The 16,897-nt window shown below is 65.6% G+C and carries 14 protein-coding genes; 13 read left to right on the forward strand and 1 reads right to left on the reverse strand.

From position 1 onward, the window contains the following. Positions 1-89: 89 nt before the first annotated feature. Positions 90-1,082, reverse strand: coding sequence for a malate dehydrogenase (locus EPD82_RS04470; RefSeq protein WP_141055760.1), 993 nt, complete (start codon positions 1,080-1,082; stop codon positions 90-92). A gap of 134 nt (positions 1,083-1,216) precedes the next feature. On the opposite strand from EPD82_RS04470, the gene EPD82_RS04475 reads away from it, so the two are divergent. From EPD82_RS04475 to EPD82_RS04535, 13 genes are all read left to right on the forward strand, one after another. Then, positions 1,217-1,945 carry a GntR family transcriptional regulator gene (locus EPD82_RS04475; protein WP_028874471.1) on the forward strand — a complete coding sequence of 243 codons (729 nt, stop codon included), beginning with the start codon at positions 1,217-1,219 and terminating at the stop codon, positions 1,943-1,945. Between the two features lie 81 nt (positions 1,946-2,026). Then, entirely contained in the window at positions 2,027-2,419 is a 393-nt protein-coding gene (gene sdhC, locus EPD82_RS04480; protein ID WP_055423659.1) for a succinate dehydrogenase, cytochrome b556 subunit, read from the forward strand. Continuing rightward, complete coding sequence (gene sdhD / locus EPD82_RS04485; RefSeq protein ID WP_141055762.1) at positions 2,413-2,760, forward strand: succinate dehydrogenase, hydrophobic membrane anchor protein; 348 nt, start codon at positions 2,413-2,415, stop codon at positions 2,758-2,760. The genes sdhC and sdhD overlap by 7 nt, the downstream gene beginning before the upstream one ends. 2 nt (positions 2,761-2,762) lie before the next feature. After that, entirely contained in the window at positions 2,763-4,556 is a 1,794-nt protein-coding gene (gene sdhA, locus EPD82_RS04490; protein ID WP_055423661.1) for a succinate dehydrogenase flavoprotein subunit, read from the forward strand. An 18-nt stretch (positions 4,557-4,574) separates the two neighbouring features. After that, positions 4,575-5,282, forward strand: coding sequence for a succinate dehydrogenase iron-sulfur subunit (locus tag EPD82_RS04495; RefSeq protein ID WP_055423662.1), 708 nt, complete (start codon positions 4,575-4,577; stop codon positions 5,280-5,282). Further along, positions 5,279-5,587, forward strand: coding sequence for a succinate dehydrogenase assembly factor 2 (locus EPD82_RS04500; RefSeq protein WP_072247945.1), 309 nt, complete (start codon positions 5,279-5,281; stop codon positions 5,585-5,587). Before EPD82_RS04495 ends, EPD82_RS04500 begins: the two co-directional genes overlap by 4 nt. Further along, on the forward strand, positions 5,584-6,879 hold the full coding sequence (gltA, locus tag EPD82_RS04505; protein ID WP_055423663.1) for a citrate synthase: 1,296 nt from the start codon (positions 5,584-5,586) through the stop codon (positions 6,877-6,879). Before EPD82_RS04500 ends, gltA begins: the two co-directional genes overlap by 4 nt. A 49-nt stretch (positions 6,880-6,928) precedes the next feature. Continuing rightward, complete coding sequence (locus EPD82_RS04510; protein WP_055423664.1) at positions 6,929-9,763, forward strand: 2-oxoglutarate dehydrogenase E1 component; 2,835 nt, start codon at positions 6,929-6,931, stop codon at positions 9,761-9,763. A gap of 28 nt (positions 9,764-9,791) precedes the next feature. Further along, positions 9,792-10,994, forward strand: a complete 1,203-nt coding sequence (odhB, locus tag EPD82_RS04515) for a 2-oxoglutarate dehydrogenase complex dihydrolipoyllysine-residue succinyltransferase (protein ID WP_055423665.1) — start codon at positions 9,792-9,794, stop codon at positions 10,992-10,994. Positions 10,995-11,048: 54 nt separating this feature from the next. Next, positions 11,049-12,470, forward strand: coding sequence for a dihydrolipoyl dehydrogenase (gene lpdA / locus EPD82_RS04520; RefSeq protein WP_055423666.1), 1,422 nt, complete (start codon positions 11,049-11,051; stop codon positions 12,468-12,470). Further along, complete coding sequence (zapE, locus tag EPD82_RS04525; RefSeq protein WP_055423667.1) at positions 12,470-13,627, forward strand: cell division protein ZapE; 1,158 nt, start codon at positions 12,470-12,472, stop codon at positions 13,625-13,627. Before lpdA ends, zapE begins: the two co-directional genes overlap by 1 nt. A gap of 11 nt (positions 13,628-13,638) precedes the next feature. Beyond that, positions 13,639-15,618 carry a DNA repair helicase YoaA gene (locus EPD82_RS04530; RefSeq protein ID WP_055423668.1) on the forward strand — a complete coding sequence of 660 codons (1,980 nt, stop codon included), beginning with the start codon at positions 13,639-13,641 and terminating at the stop codon, positions 15,616-15,618. A gap of 49 nt (positions 15,619-15,667) precedes the next feature. Continuing rightward, positions 15,668-16,873, forward strand: coding sequence for a molybdopterin molybdotransferase MoeA (locus tag EPD82_RS04535; protein ID WP_141055765.1), 1,206 nt, complete (start codon positions 15,668-15,670; stop codon positions 16,871-16,873). Positions 16,874-16,897: the final 24 nt, after the last annotated feature.

The following is a 16,897-nucleotide window of genomic DNA, read 5'->3' on the forward strand; positions in this document are numbered from 1 at the left end:
CATCGAGACTGCGAAGGACGAGAAAAAGGCACGCGGCCGCAATGCGCGGCGACGTGCCTTCATGATACACGCTTTGTTCGGGGTTTGCCTCAGCCGAGGAGATCCTTGACCCCTTCGCGCTCTTCCATGAGTTCGTTGAGCGTGGCGAGGATGCGCTCGCGGGAGAAGTCGTCGATGGGCAGCCCCTGGACGATGCGGTATTCGCCGTTCTCGCACACACAGGGGAAGCCGAAGACGATCCCTTCGGGGATGCCGTAGGAACCGTCGGAAGGCACACCCATGGTCACCCAGCGGCCGTTCGTGCCCAGCCACCAGTCGCGGATGTGGTCGATGGCGGCGTTGGCAGCGGAGGCGGCCGAAGAGAGGCCGCGCGCCTCGATGATGGCCGCGCCGCGTTTGCCCACGGTGGGAATGAAGACTTCGCGGTACCAGGTTTCGTCGTTGATGAGATCTTTGACCGACTCGCCGTTGGAGGTGCAGAAGCGATAGTCGGGGTACATGGTGGGGGAGTGGTTGCCCCAGACGACGATGTGCTCGAAGCTCGACACCGGCCGGCCGGTCTTGATCGCCAGCTGGGCGAGTGCCCGGTTGTGATCGAGCCGCAGCATGGCGGTGAAGTTCTTGGAGGGGACGCGGCCGACTTTTTCGGCGGTTTTCATCGCGATGTAGGCGTTGGTGTTGCAGGGGTTGCCCACCACCAGCACCTTGCAGTCGGGGTTGGCGTGTTCGGCGATCGCCTTGCCCTGCACGGTGAAGATCTTGGCATTTTCCGAGAGCAGGTCCTTGCGCTCCATGCCGGGGCCGCGCGGGCGCGCGCCCACCAGCAGGGCGATCTGCGCATCCTTGAAGGCGACGTTGGGGTCGTCGGTGGCGATCATGCCGGCGAGCAGCGGGAAGGCGCAGTCTTCGAGTTCCATCATCACGCCCTTGACGGCTTTCTGGGCCTGGGGCAGGTCGAGCAGCTGCAGAATGACGGGTTGATCTTTACCCAGCATTTCTCCGCTGGCGATGCGGAACAGCAGGCTGTAGCCGATCTGACCGGCGGCGCCGGTGACGGCGACGCGAACGGGGGCTTTGCTCATCGGTGCTCTCCGTGGTGGACGATAATCTTAGAATCCTAGTCCGGCGGCCGGGGCTTGTCAATCCATGTCTTATATCTTATATAAGACGGTGGACATGGTAGACGTCCTATCCTTTTTGTGCTGAAATAACGAACATGGCCTCGAATGCACCCACCTTCAGTCCGTTGTATCGGCAGATCAAATCGTTGATCGTCCAGGCGCTGGAATCCGGCGAATGGCGACCGGGCGAGGCCATTCCCAGCGAGCAGGAGCTGGCGGCCCGTTTCGGCGTTTCGCAAGGCACCGTGCGCAAGGCCGTCGATGAGCTGGCCGCCGAGAACGTGCTCGTGCGCAAGCAGGGCAAAGGCACTTTTGTGGTCTCGCACCACGATCCGCGCCAGTTCTTCCGTTTTCTGCGGCTCGTGCCCGACGACGGCAGCCTGACCCAGCCGCAGAGCGTGCCGCTCGACTGCTGGCGCGCCAAGGCGGGGCAGGAGGCGGCGCGTGTGCTGCAAATTCCCGTGGGCGATCCTATCATCATCCTGAGGCGCGTGCTCAAGTTTTCCGGCAAGCCCGTGGTGCTCGACGAGATCTACCTTCCCGGGGAGGTGTTCGAGGGGCTCACGCTCGACACGCTCAAGGAGTGGAAAGGCTCGCTCTACAGTTTCTTCGAGACGCGCTTCGGGGTGCGCATGCTGCGGGCCGAGGAGCGCATCCGCGCCGTGGCCGCCGACCGCATGGCGGCCGAGACGCTGGGCGTGAAGGAGGGAACGCCGCTTCTGTCGGTGGAGCGCGTGACGTATACTTACAACGATCGGCCGGTGGAATGGCGCCGCGGGCGCTATCTCACCACGCAATACCACTACCACAACGAGCTGACCTGAGCACCGGGTCGGCGAGCACCGTTTTTTCGAGGGTGCGTCCGCGACGGCGGACGCGTGTGTGTGACCAAGGGAGCAAGCGCGATGAGCGAAGCAAGCGTGGCACGAAAGGCGCGGCCCAAGTTTCTCGACCTACGGGAAATTCGGCTGCCGTTGCCGGGGATCGTCTCGATCCTGCATCGGATTAGCGGGGCCGGATTGTTCCTGCTGTTGCCGTTCCTGTTGTATCTGTTCGACCTGAGCGTGTCTTCACCCGAGACCTTTGCCACCTATAAGGCAATCGTCGGCCATCCGCTGGTGAAGCTGATCCTCTTCGGCCTGCTGTGGGCCTACCTGCACCACTTCTGCGCCGGCATCCGCTTCCTGCTGCTCGATCTGCACAAGGGCATCGAGCTCGAGCCCGCGCGCCAGAGTGCGCGGCTGGTGCTGATCGTCAGCCTCACGCTCACCGTGATCCTGGGAGTCTGGCTATGGTAAAACGTCTCGTCGTCGGCGCCCACTACGGCCTGCGCGACTGGCTCGCCCAGCGTGCCACCGCCACGTACATGGTGCTCTATACCATCGTGTTCGCCTTCGCGGCGCTCACGCTGCCCAAGATGGATTACGAGCATTGGTCGGCGCTCTTCTCGGGCGGGCTGATGCGCTTCCTCACCTTCCTCTTCTTCATGTCGCTTGCCTATCATGCCTGGGTCGGCGTGCGCGACATCTGGATGGACTACGTCAAGCCGCTGGGGCTGCGCCTGGCGCTGCACCTCATCACGCTCTTCCTGCTCGTCGGCTACGCCGGCTGGGCGGCCAAAATCCTGTGGAGACTCTGACCGTGAAAGTCGCGAAGCATACGTTCGATGCCGTGATCGTCGGTGCCGGCGGCGCCGGCCTGCGCGCGGCGCTGCAACTGGCCGAAGCGGGGCTGCGCACGGCGGTACTCACCAAGGTCTTCCCCACGCGCTCGCACACCGTGGCGGCGCAGGGCGGGGTGGCCGCCTCGCTGGGCAACTCCACGCCGGATCACTGGCACTGGCACATGTACGATACCGTCAAGGGTTCCGACTGGCTGGGTGACCAGGATGCGATCGAATTCATGTGCCGCAAGGCCAACGAGGTGGTCATCGAGCTCGAGCACTTCGGCATGCCGTTCGACCGCACCGACGAAGGCAAGATCTATCAGCGTCCCTTCGGCGGGCATTCGATGAACTACGGCGAGGCGCCGGTGATGCGCTCCTGCGCCGCGGCCGACCGCACCGGGCACGCGATGCTGCACGCGCTCTACCAGCGCAACGTGCGTGCGCGCACGCACTTCTTCGTCGAATGGATGGCGCTCGATCTCATCCGCGACAGCCAAGGGCACGTGCTCGGCGTCACGGCGCTCGAGCTCGAGACGGGCGAAGTGGCGATCTTTCACGCCAAGGCCACCATCTTCGCCACCGGCGGGGCGGGGCGCATCTACCACTCTTCGACCAACGCCTTCATCAATACCGGTGACGGCCTGGGAATGGCCGCGCGCGCAGGCATCCCGCTCGAGGACATGGAGTTCTGGCAGTTCCACCCCACGGGTGTTGCCGGCGCCGGCGTGCTCATCACCGAGGGCGTGCGCGGCGAAGGCGGCATCCTGCGCAACTGCAACGGCGAGCGCTTCATGGAGCGCTACGCGCCCAACCTCAAGGATCTCGCGTCGCGCGACGTCGTCGCCCGCGCCATGGTCACCGAGATCAACGAAGGGCGCGGCTGCGGGCCGAACAAGGACTACGTGCTGCTCGACATCACGCACCTCTCGCCCGAGATCATCATGAAGCGGCTGCCGGGCATCCGCGAGATCTCCATCCAGTTCGCCGGGGTCGACCCGATCAAGGAGCCGATTCCGGTCGTGCCCACCTGCCACTACATGATGGGTGGCATTCCGACCAACTACAAGGGCCAGGTGGTGATGCCCCAGGATGGCGACCCGAACGCGCCGGTCCCCGGCTTCTATGCCGCCGGCGAGTGCGCCTGTGCGTCGGTGCATGGCGCCAACCGTCTGGGGACCAACTCCCTGCTCGACCTGCTCGTCTTCGGCAAGGCTTCGGCCGAGACTGCCGTGGCCGACATCAAGAGCGGCAACCTCACGCTGCGTGAGCTGCCCAAGGATGCGGCCGAGCCGAGCCTCGCGCGCCTGGCGCGTCTCGAGAACCAGAAAGAAGGCGAGCCGGTGGCCGACGTGCTGCTCGAGCTGCAGCGCACGATGCAGAAACACGCCGGCGTATTTCGCTTCAAGGACATGCTCGAGGAAGGCGTGCAGAAGATCCTCGAGGTCGAGGAACGCGTACGTCGTACGGCCATCCGCGACCATTCCAAAGTGTGGAATACGGCGCGCATGGAGGCGCTCGAGCTCGAAAATCTCATCGAGGTGGCCAAGGCGACGATGATCTCGGCGGCGGCGCGCAAGGAATCCCGCGGGGCGCACGTGCGCGACGATTGTCCCGACACCCCCGAATTCCCCAACGGGCGCAACGACAAGGAGTGGCTCAAGCATACCCTGTGGTTCCGTGACGGCAACCGGCTCGTGTACAAGCCGGTGAATCTCAAGCCGCTCAACCCCGACACCCAACCCATCGCGCTTGCCAAGCGCACGTACTGACCGGCGGGAGAACCGACCATGACCCGAGTGGTGCAGTTCCGCATCTATCGCTACGATCCCGACAAGGATCAGAAACCCTACATGCAAGACATTTCGGTCGAGCTCGAGCCGACCGACAAAAAGCTGCTGCAGGCGCTGGTGCGCCTCAAGGCCAAGGATGATTCGCTGTCGTTCCGCCGCTCCTGTCGCGAAGGGGTGTGCGGGTCGGATGCGATGAACATCAACGGCAAGAACGGTCTGGCCTGCCTCACCGACATCGACAGCCTGACACAGCCCATCGTGCTGCGGCCGCTGCCGGGCCTGCCGGTGATCCGCGACCTCATCGTCGACATGACGCAGTTCTTCAAGCAGTACCATTCGATCACGCCGTATCTCATCAACGACGATCCTCCACCCGAGCGCGAGCGCCTGCAGACGCCCGAGGAGCGCGAGGAGCTGAACGGCGTCTATGAGTGCATCCTGTGCGCGTGCTGCTCGACTTCCTGTCCGTCCTTCTGGTGGAACCCGGACAAGTTCGTCGGCCCGGCCGGGTTGTTGAACGCCTACCGTTTCATCGCCGATACGCGCGACACGGCCACCAGCCAGCGGCTCGACGATCTCAACGATCCGTATCGGCTCTTCCGCTGCCATACGATCATGAACTGCGTCGACGTCTGTCCCAAGCATCTCAACCCCACCAAGGCCATCGGCAAGATCAAGGAGCTGATGGTCTCGCGTGCGGTATGACGAGCCCCAAGGGACGGATCCGCTGGCACTGCCGGCGGGCCCTGCTCGAACTCGACCTGATCTTCCAGGATTTCCTGGCGGTCGAGTTCGAGCGGCTCGACGACGAGGAACTCGCAATTCTGGAAGAGCTGCTGGCACTGGAAGACCATGAACTCTGGGCCCTCGTCAACGGTACCCGACCCATTCCGTCGCCACGCTGGGTCGGGATGGTCGAGAAACTGCGCGGCGTGAGAAGGCATCGACGCACGCGCCTGATGGGTGAAGAGGGACGGGGATCCCTCGAAAATCAAGGAGAAAACGCATGAGCACGGAACGCAAGGCGACGCTCGTCATCGACGGCAAGGAATATCACTATCCCATCCTCTCGGGCACGCTCGGCAACGACGTGATCGACATCCGCAAGCTCGGGGCCGAGACGGGGCATTTCACCTACGACCCCGGTTTTCTCTCCACCGCGAGCTGCCGCTCTTCCATCACCTACATCGACGGAGACAAAGGGGAGCTCCTCTACCGCGGCTATCCCATCGAGCAGCTGGCCGAGCAGTGCTCCTTCATCGAGGTGGCCTATCTGCTGCGCAACGGCGAGCTTCCCTCCAAGGCCGAACTGGAAGACTTCGACAACCGCGTGCGGCGTCACAACATGCTGCACGACCAGATGAACCGTTTCTTCACCGGCTTTCGCCGCGACGCGCATCCCATGGCGGTGATGGTCGGGGTGGTGGGGGCTCTTTCGGCTTTCTACCACGACGTGCTCGATTTCGGCGACGCCGAGCACCGCACGATCTCCTTCATCCGTCTGGTGGCCAAGATGCCCACCATCGTGGCCATGGCTTACAAGTACAACGTGGGCCAGCCCTTCATGTATCCGCGCAACGACCTCTCGTACGCCGCGAACTTCCTGCACATGATGTTTGGCACGCCCTGCGAGAAGTACGAGCCCAACCCGGTGCTGGTGCGCGCCATGGACGTGATCTTCACGCTGCACGCCGATCACGAGCAGAACGCTTCCACTTCCACCGTGCGCCTGGCCGGTTCCTCCGGCGCGAACCCCTTCGCCTGTATTTCCGCCGGCATCGCCTGCCTGTGGGGGCCGGCGCACGGCGGCGCCAACGAGGCCTGTCTGCGCATGCTCGAGGAGATCGGCGACGTCTCGCGAGTGGGCGAGTACATCAAGCGGGCCAAGGACAAGAACGATCCCTTCAAGCTCATGGGCTTCGGCCATCGCGTCTACAAGAACTACGATCCGCGCGCCAAGCTCATGCGCAAGATCTGCTACGAGGTGCTGCAGGAGCTGGGGCTGGAAAACGACCGGCTCTTCAAGCTGGCCATGGCGCTGGAGAAGATCGCGCTGGAAGACGAATACTTCGTCGAGAAGAAGCTCTACCCCAACGTGGACTTCTACTCCGGCATCGTGCAGCGTGCCATCGGTATCCCGACCTCGATGTTCACCTGCATCTTCGCGCTCGCGCGCACCGTGGGCTGGTTCTCGCAGTGGGAAGAGATGATCACCGATCCCGAATACAAGATCGGCCGTCCGCGTCAGCTCTATGTCGGTGCTCCGCGCCGCGACGTCGTGCCGCTGGAAGCTCGGGGCTGAAGCGCCGTATGATCGGAATACAGGCTCGAGCCTGAAAGAGAGAATCCCCATGTACAAGGAATTCCAGGACACGACCGTCCTCTTCGGGGCCAACGCCCCGTTCGTCGAGGAGCTCTACGAGCACTATCTCGCCGATCCGGATTCGGTCCCCGAAGAGTGGCGGCATTATTTCGACGCTCTGCGCCAGGGGCCAGGGCCAGAGCAGGAGGTGCCGCACGCCCCGATCCGCGCTGCGTTCGAGCAGATGGCCAAGATGGGGCCGGTGCGTTTCGTCAAGGCCGGTACCGACGATGGCCAGCGCCAGGTGGGCGTGCTGCAGCTCATCAACGCGCACCGCTTCCTCGGGCACCGTGTGGCCGACATCGACCCCCTGAAGATGCACGAGAAGCCGCGCGTCGAGGAGCTCGAACCGGCCACGTACGGGCTCACGGAAGCCGACCTCAACCGCGAGTTCAACGTCGGCTCCTTCCGCGGGCTGGAGAAGCAGACGGCCACGTTGCGCGAGATCCTCGAGGCGCTGCGTCAGACGTATTGCCGCACCGTGGGCGTCGAGTACATGTACCTCACCGACACGGCGCAGAAACGCTGGCTGCAGGCGCGCTTCGAGCCGGTGCATGGCAAGGCGAGACTCACGGTCGATCAGCAGAAGCGCATCCTCGAGCGGCTCACCGCGGCCGAAACCCTGGAGCGCTACCTGCACACCCGCTACGTAGGCCAGAAACGCTTCTCGCTCGAAGGGGGCGAGTCGGCCATCGTTGCGCTCGACGAGGCGATCCGCGTGGCCGGCCGGCACGGGGCGCAGGAGGTCGTCATCGGCATGGCGCACCGCGGGCGTCTCAACGTGCTGGTCAATGTCCTTGGCAAGCCGCCGGCCATGCTCTTTGCCGAATTCGAAGGCAAGAAGGCCGAAGAGCTCACCGCCGGCGACGTGAAGTACCACATGGGCTTTTCGAGCGACGTGCTCACCCCGGGCGGGCCGGTGCACCTCTCGCTCATGTTCAACCCCTCGCACCTCGAGATCGTCAACCCCGTCGTGCTCGGCTCGGCCTACGCCCGCCAGCAGCGCCGCGACCCGGCGGAAGCCAAGGATCAGGTCGTGCCGATCATCATCCACGGCGACGCGGCGGTGGCCGGGCAGGGGGTGAACCAGGAGGTGCTCAACTTTGCCCAGACGCGCGGCTATGGCGTGGGCGGCGCGGTGCATATCGTCATCAACAACCAGATCGGCTTTACCACGTCCGATCCGCGCGACCTGCGCTCCTCGACCTACTGCACCGACATCTTCAAGATGGCGGAGGCGCCCATCTTCCACGTCAATGGCGACGATCCCGAGGCGGTGGCCTTCGTGATGCAGCTCGCCATGGAATTCCGCAAGGAGTTCAAGAAAGACGTGGTGGTGGACATCGTGTGCTTCCGCAAGCTCGGGCACAACGAACAGGACGAGCCGGCGGTGACCCAGCCGCTGATGTATCGCCGTGTCCGGCAGCATCCGGGTACGCGCAAACTCTATGCCGATCACCTCGTGCAGAGCGGCGTGATCGCCCCGGACGACCCCGAGCGCTACATCCAGGAATACCGCGAACATCTCGACCGGGGCGAGCTCCTCTACAACCCGGTAGTGGCCAACGTCGTGCGCAAGCACGCCATCGACTGGACCCCGTTCATCCGGCAGGAATACACCGACGAGTGCGACACGTCCATTCCGGCGGCCGAATACCGGCGCCTGGCCGAGCGGCTCACCACGATCCCCGAAGGTTTCGAGCTGCATCCGCGGGTGCAGAAGATCATCGAGGACCGGCGGGCGATGGGGCGTGGCGAGATGCCGGCCGACTGGGGCTTTGGCGAGAATCTCGCTTATGCTTCCTTGGTCGCGCAAGGGTTCGGCGTGCGGCTCTCGGGCGAGGACGTGGGCCGCGGTACCTTCTTCCACCGCCACGCGGTGCTGCACGACCAGAAGCGCGAGCGGCGCGACGAAGGCACCTACGTTCCGCTGCAGAACATCCAGGAAGGGCAGGCGCCGTTCTACGTCTACGATTCCACCCTCTCGGAAGAAGGGACGCTGGGCTTCGACTACGGCTATGCCATCACCGAGCCGAACCAGCTCACCATCTGGGAGGCACAGTTCGGCGATTTCGCCAACGGCGCGCAGGTGGTGATCGACCAGTTCATCGCCTCGGGCGAAGCCAAGTGGGGGCGCTTGTGCGGGCTCACCTTGCTGCTGCCGCACGGCTATGAGGGGCAAGGGCCCGAGCACTCTTCGGCGCGCATCGAGCGTTATCTGCAGCTGTCGGCCGAGCGCAACTGGCAGGTGTGCGTGCCTACCAACGCAGCGCAGATCTTCCATCTGCTGCGCCGCCAGATGCTGCGGCGCGTGCGCAAGCCCCTGGTGGTGTTCACGCCCAAGTCGCTGCTGCGCCTGAAAGAGGCCGCTTCCCCCATGGAGGACTTCCTGCGCGGCGGCTATCGGACCGTGATCGGCGAAGTCGAAGAGCTCGCGCCGAAGAAGGTCAAGCGCGTGCTGCTGTGCCAGGGCAAGATCTATTACGAGCTGCTCGCCTACCGGCGCGAGAAAGGGATCGACGATACGGCCATCATCCGGTTGGAGCAGCTCTATCCCTTCCCGGCCGAGGCGCTCAACGCCGCCCTCAAGCCTTTCGCCCAGGCCAAAGAGCTTGTCTGGGTACAGGAAGAGCCGCGCAACCAGGGCGTGTGGTACTGGCTGCTGTCGCGCCAGCACCTGAAGAACGAGCTCGGGCGCGGTCGTCGGCTGTTGCTCGTGTCTCGCCCAGCCAGTTCCTCGCCCGCCGTGGGCTATCTCGCCAAGCACGTGGCACAGCAGAAAGCCGTGATCGAGGGGGCGTTTGGCCCGATCCTGGCCGATTGAGCGCCTACCAGACCGTCAGGAGAATGATATGTTGATCGAAGTGAAAGTGCCGCAGCTGTCCGAATCGGTGGCCGAAGCCTCGCTGGTGGCCTGGCACAAGAAGGAAGGGGAATTCGTCCGTCGCGACGAGAACCTCGTCGATATCGAGACCGACAAAGTGGTGCTCGAGACGCCCGCCCCCGCCGATGGGGTGCTGGTGAAGATCCTCAAGGGGGATGGGGCTCCCGTCACCTCGGGCGAGGTGATCGCCCAGATCGATACCGAGGCCAAACCGTCTGCCGGTGAGCCGGCGGCGGCTGCGGCGCCTGCACCGACGGCCCAGCCCGCGGCCCAAGCCGCAGCGACGGCTGCCGTGGCGAGCCCTGCCGCGCGCAAGATCCTGGAAGAAAAAGGGGTGGCGCCCGAGAGCGTCGCCGGTAGCGGGCGCGGCGGACGCATCACCAAGGAAGACGCGCTCGCGGCTCAGCCGGCGGCTGCCAAGCCGGTCGTGGCCGCTGCGCCCGCCGTGCCGCCCGTCGCCGTGAGCGGGGAGCGTCCCGAGCAGCGCGTGCCCATGACCAAGCTGCGCAAGCGCATCGCCGAACGCCTGCTGCAGTCGAAGAACGAAAACGCCATGCTGACCACCTTCAACGAGGTCAACATGGCCGCGGTCATTGAGCTGCGCAAGAAGTACGGTGAGAAGTTCGAGAAGGAACACGGCGTGCGCCTTGGCTTCATGAGCTTCTTCGTCAAGGCCGCCTGCGCCGCCTTGAAGAAGTTTCCCATCCTCAACGCCTCGGTCGATGGCGACGACATCATCTACCACGGCTACATCGACATCGGCATCGCCGTGGGTTCGCCGCGCGGTCTGGTGGTGCCCATCCTGCGCGACGCCGACCAGCTCTCCATGGCCGAGATCGAGCAGAAGATCGCCGAGTTCGGTGCCAAGGCCAAGGATGGACGTCTGTCGCTCGAAGATCTCACTGGAGGTACCTTCTCCATCTCCAACGGCGGGGTGTTCGGCTCCATGCTCTCCACGCCGATCATCAACCCGCCGCAATCGGCCATCCTCGGCATCCACGCCACCAAAGACCGTCCGGTGGTCGAGAACGGCCAGATCGTGATCCGTCCGATCAACTACCTGGCGCTTTCGTACGACCATCGAATCATCGACGGGCGCGAGGCGGTGCTGGGACTCGTGACGATCAAAGAGGCTCTGGAAGATCCGGCGCGCCTGCTCTTTGGCGTGTGAGTGCCGCGGGGGCGGCGCGGGCCGCCCCTTTTTCGTCACGAGGAGGAAGGATCGATGCAAAGTTTCGACGTACTGGTGATCGGCGGCGGGCCCGGCGGTTACGTCGCGGCCATCCGCGCCGCACAGCTCGGCTTCAAGACTGCTTGTTGTGAATCCAACCCGTATGCCGACCCCAAGGGCGAACCGCGCCTGGGCGGCACCTGCCTCAACGTGGGCTGCATTCCGTCGAAGGCGCTGCTGCACACGTCGCACCTCTATGAAGAGGCGGCGCATACGTTTGCCGGTCAAGGCATTCGTGTCCAGGGGCTCGCGATCGACGTGCCGGCGATGATGCAGCGCAAGGCTGGCATCGTCACCCAGCTCACCCAGGGGATCAAGGGGCTCTTTCGCAAGAACAAGGTGAGCTTGCTGCCGGGCCACGGGCGGTTTCTCGGCCGCGAGGGGGAATCCTGGCAAATCCGCGTGGGCGAGGAGACGGTGCTCGCCAAGCACGTGATCGTGGCCACTGGCTCCAAGGCGCGTCACCTGCCGAACCTGCCGGTAGACAACCGCATCGTGTGCGACAACGTGGGAGCGCTCGAGCTGCAGGTCGTGCCCGAGCGGCTCGTCATCGTCGGTGCGGGCGTGATCGGGCTCGAGATGGGGTCGGTGTGGCGCCGTCTGGGGTCGGAAGTGACCATCCTCGAAGCGCTGCCCGACTTCCTTGCCGCCGCCGACGCGGACGTGGCCAAGGAGGCACTGTCGCTCTTCACCAAGCAGGGCTTGAAGTTCCAGTTCGGCGTCACCATCGAGGGGGCCGAGCTGAAGGGTGACGGGGCGGTTTTGCGCTACCGCGACCAGGAGGGCAAGGAGCAGACGCTGGAGGCCGACCGAGTCATCGTCTCGGTGGGGCGTGTGCCCAATACCGAAGGGCTCGGCGCCGAGGAAGTCGGGTTGCAGGTCAATGAGCGCGGCCAGATCGCGGTCGATGAGCACTGCCGCACCAACCTGCCCAACGTCTGGGCGGTGGGCGACGTGGTGCGCGGTCCCATGCTCGCGCACAAGGCGATGGAAGAAGGGGTGATGGTGGCCGAGCGCATCGCCGGGCAGGCGGGGCACGTGAATTACGACGCCATCCCGTGGGTGATCTACACGGCGCCCGAGATCGCCTGGGTGGGCAAGACCGAAGCCCAGCTCAAGGCCGAGGGCGCGGAGTATCGCGTCGGCAAGATCCCCTTCCTTGCCAACGGTCGGGCGTTGGGCATGGGGGCGCCGCAGGGTTTCATCAAGATGATCGCCTGTGCCAAGACCGACCGTATCCTGGGCGTGCACATCATCGGGGCGAACGCCTCCGAGCTCATCGCCGAGGCGGTGGTAGCGCTGGAGTTCGGCGCCGCTGCCGAGGACATTGCGCGCATCTGCCATGCCCACCCGACGCTGTCCGAGGTGATGCACGAGGCGGCGCTGGCGGTCGATCGCCGGCCTCTGCATTTCTGATGGCCGAGCAGGTTGCGGCTGCGGCGGGCGACATCGTCGCGGCCTATGAGGCGGCGCTCGCCGAGCGGGGCTATCGTCCTGATCCGGCGCAGCGCCGCGCCGTCGAGCGCCTCCAGCGGCTGTGCGAGGACCTGTGCCGCGGCGCAGGGGCCCGGTCGCGCACCGAAGGATCGTCGCGCTCGCCGCTGGGCTTGCTGCGCCGCGTCTTCGCGGCCAAGGAGACGGCGCCGCCCGAGCCGGCGGTGCGCAGCGTCTACCTCTGGGGCGGGGTGGGGCGCGGCAAGAGCTTCGTGATGGACGTGTTCTTTGCCGCTTGTCCCTTTGCCGCCAAGCGCCGGGTGCATTTCCATGCCTTCATGCAGCGCGTGCATGAAGACCTGCGGCGGCACCGCGAAGTGCCCGATCCCTTGGCGAAGGTGGCCGAGGACATCGCCGCCGAGGTGCGGCTGCTGTGTTTCGACGAATTCCACGTCTCGGACATCGCCGATGCCATGATCCTGGGGCGGCTGCTGGAAGCGCTGCTCGCGCGCGGCGTGGCCTTCGTGCTCACCTCGAACTATCCCCCGCACGGGCTCTATCCCAATGGGCTCATGCGGGTGAATTTTCTGCCCACCATCGCGCTCATCGAACGCACCTTCGACGTGCTGGAGGTCGATTCCGGCACCGACTACCGCCTGCGTACCCTGGAGAACGTCGAGCTCTACCTCGTGCCGCCTTCGCCGGAGAACGAGGCGAAATTGCGAGAGGACTTTCGGCGCCTGACGGGCCAAGATCCCGTGCCAGGCATGCTCGAGCTCTTCGAGCGCGAGATTCCCTATCTCGGCCGGCACCAAGACGTGATCTGGTTCACCTTCGCGGCGCTGTGCGACGGGCCGCGCTCGCAGAACGACTACCTGGAAATCGCGCGCGAACACGACACGGTGCTCCTGAGCGGCATTCCCCGCATGGGGCCGGCGCAGTCCTCGCAGGCGCGGCGCTTCACCTGGCTCATCGACGTGCTCTACGATCATCGGGTGAAACTGATCGCCACCGCCGCAGCCGAACCGCAGGAGCTCTACCGTGAGGGCTTGAACGCGCACGAGTTCGCCCGTACCGCGAGCCGCCTGATCGAGATGCGCACGCGCGATTATCTGGCCGAAGCCCATCGGCCCGGCTGACGGAAGCGGCAATGGACGGGGAGACGCTCGAGGCGCGCATCGAAGAGGAGCTCGGCCCGGGCGGACGGCTCGCCGCGGCGATTCCCGGTTTCGTCCATCGGCCGCAGCAGCACGAGATGGCGCTCGCGGTGGTCCGCGCCATCGAGGAGAAAGCGGTGCTGCTCGCCGAGGCCGGCACCGGCACCGGCAAGACCTTTGCCTATCTGCTGCCGGCCTTGCTCTCCGGGCGCAAGGTGATCGTGTCGACCGGCACGAAGACCTTGCAGGATCAGCTCTTTCACCGTGACCTGCCGCGTCTGAAGGAGGCGTTGAAGATTCCGGTGCGAACGGCGCTCCTCAAGGGGCGCCAGAACTACGTTTGCCACTACCACCTCGAACGCAATCTTGCCCACGGCCGCTTCACCACCGCCGAAGATGCGGCGCTCTTGCGTCGCATCGCGCGCTTCGCCCAGCACACGACGTCCGGCGACAAGGCGGAATGTCCCGAAGTGCCCGAGGATGCCTTCGCCTGGGTCTTCGCCACGTCCTCGCGCGACAACTGTCTCGGTCAGGACTGTCCTCATTGGCAGGAGTGCTTCCTCATGAAGGCGCGGCGCGCGGCGCAGGAGGCCGAGTGCGTGGTGGTGAACCACCACCTCTTTTTCTCCGATCTGGTGCTGCGCGACGAGGGGGTGGGCGGTCTCTTGCCCGAGGCGGACCTGGTGGTGTTCGACGAGGCGCATCAGCTGCCCGAGCTCGCGGCGGTTTTCTTCGGTGAGAGCCTGGCGTCGAGCCAGTGCTTGGAGCTCGTGCGCGATGCCCGGGTGGAGGCGCTGGTGGCGGCGCCGGATTTCCGGCCGCTACGCGAGGCGATCGACGCCTTCGACAAGGCGGTGAAGGACCTGCGGCTGAGCCTGCCGGCCGAGACGCTGCGCTGGCCGCGGCAGCAGGCGCTGGAGCAGGCCGTCGGGTTCGAATCGGCCCTGCAGACCTTGACGGCGAGTGCGGCGGCCTTGCGTGAGGCGCTGGCAAGCCAGCAGGAACGCAGCGAGAACCTGCCGCGGCTCGCGGCCAGGGCCGAGGCCTTGGAGCGCCTGCTCACCCAGTGGGGCGAAGGGGAGGAGCGCTTCGTGCATTGGGTGGAGGCGGTCGGCACGCGGCTCACCCTGCACCGTACGCCGATCGAAGCGGGGCCGGCTTTTTCCCGGCTCATCGGCGGCGGGGAGCGGGCCTGGGTGATGACTTCGGCGACGCTCGCAGTGGCCGGTTCGTTCGCGCATTTTCGCCGTGACCTTGGCCTGTTCGACGAGGAACTGCCGGTGCGGGAAGGAATCTGGGCGAGCCCGTTCGACTATCGCCGCCAGGCTTTGCTGCTGGTGCCCCAAGGGATGCCGGAGCCGGGTTCGCCGCAGCATCTGCCGGCGGTGGAGGAATTGGCCGAGCGGCTGATCCGTGCCGCCGAAGGGCGGGCTTTCGTGCTTTGTACCTCGCTCAAGGCGATGCAGCGCCTGGGTGAGGGTCTGCGAGCGCGCTTGGGGGTAGAGTACACGGTGATGGTGCAGGGCGAAGGATCGCGCCATGCCCTGCTCGAGCGCTTTCGCGCCACGCCGCGGGCCGTACTCGTCGGCAGCCAGAGTTTCTGGGAAGGAGTGGACGTCGCCGGCGAGGCGCTCTCGCTCGTCATCATCGACAAGCTGCCGTTCGCCCCGCCAGACGATCCCGTGCTCGCCGCGCGCATGGCCCGGCTCGAAGCGCAGGGGGAGTCGCCCTTTGCCTTGTTGCAGTTGCCGCGTGCTACGATCCAACTCAAACAGGGTGCGGGACGGCTCATCCGCAGCGAGCGCGACCGCGGCGTGCTGTGTATCTGCGATCCGCGCATGGCGACGCGCGGTTACGGTAAGATTCTGTGGTCCAGTCTGCCGCCCATGGCGCGGTCGCGCGAAGTGGCACGGGCAGAGTCCTTCCTGGCGACGCTTGCCTGCGAGGCGCGCGGAGAATGCCCTTCGCCCTAAAGTCCTCAGGAAGGCGGGGCACAATGAATCCCCAAGAGAGGAAAAGGAAATGGCGCAAAGCCTGATGTCGTTCGAAGAGGGCTTGTCCCGCTTGCTCACGGCCGCGGAGCCGGTGCTCGAAGAAGAACTGATCGAGACGCTGGAGGCGGAGCGGCGCGTCTTGTCGGAGACCCTCTATTCTCCGATCGCCTTGCCCCGCCAGGACACGGCGGCGATGGATGGCTATGCCGTGCGCTGCGCCGACGTCGCGCACCTTGGCGCGCGTCTGCCGGTACGCCAGCGAATTCCGGCGGGCTCGGTCGGCGTGCCGCTCGAGCCGGGCAGCGCCGCGCGCATCTTCACCGGTGCGCCCTTGCCCGAGGGGGCCGATGCGGTCGTGATGCAGGAGCGGGTGGAGGTGGAAGGAGACGAAGTCATCTTCCACCACGTTCCGTATCCGTGGGAATCGGTGCGGCGGGCGGGCAGTGAAATCGCCCTGGGATGCGAGATCCTGACGGCGGGCACCCGCCTGAGTCCGCAGGCGCTGGGCCTTGCGGCCGCCGTGGGGTATGCTACCCTGCCGGTGCGCCGCCGCGTCCGCGTGGCGCTCTTTTCGACGGGCGACGAGCTGGTGATGCCGGGACAGCCGCTCGGTCCAGGCCAGATCTACAATTCGAACCGCTATCTGCTGCGCGCCTTGCTCAAAGAGCTCGGCTGCCTGGTCGAGGATTACGGCGTGGTGCCGGATCGTTTCGAAGAAACCCGGGCGGCGCTGCGGCGGACGGCCGACGGGGCGGACGTCGTCCTGACGAGTGGCGGGGTCTCCGTAGGGGAGGAGGATCACGTCGTGGCCGCCGTGCGGCAGGAAGGGCGGCTGGACCTGTGGAAACTGGCGATCAAGCCGGGCAAGCCGCTTGCCTACGGGCGCCTCGGGGCGGCGCACTTCCTGGGGCTGCCGGGGAATCCGGTCTCCGCTTTCGTCACCTTCGTCCTCTTCGTCCGTCCGTTCCTGTTGCGCCTGCAAGGGGTGCGGGAAGTGCTGGATCCGCCCCTGTGGGTGGAGGCGGGCTTCACCCGCCTGAAGGCCGATCCACGGCGGGAATTCCTGCGGGCCCGGCTCGATGCCCGGGGTCGGGCGGTGCTCCATCCCGATCAGGGATCGGCGATGCTCGCTTCCCTCGTCTGGGCCGACGGCCTGGTCGAGGTGCCGCCGGCCACCCCTATCCGCGAAGGGGACCTGGTCCGCTACCGTCCTTTTGCGCGTTTGCTGGGATGAGGATCGAAGGGAAGGAGGGGCAGA

Source organism: Tepidiphilus succinatimandens, assembly GCF_006503695.1.
In the GTDB taxonomy this organism is placed as follows: Bacteria; Pseudomonadota; Gammaproteobacteria; order Burkholderiales; family Rhodocyclaceae; genus Tepidiphilus; species Tepidiphilus succinatimandens.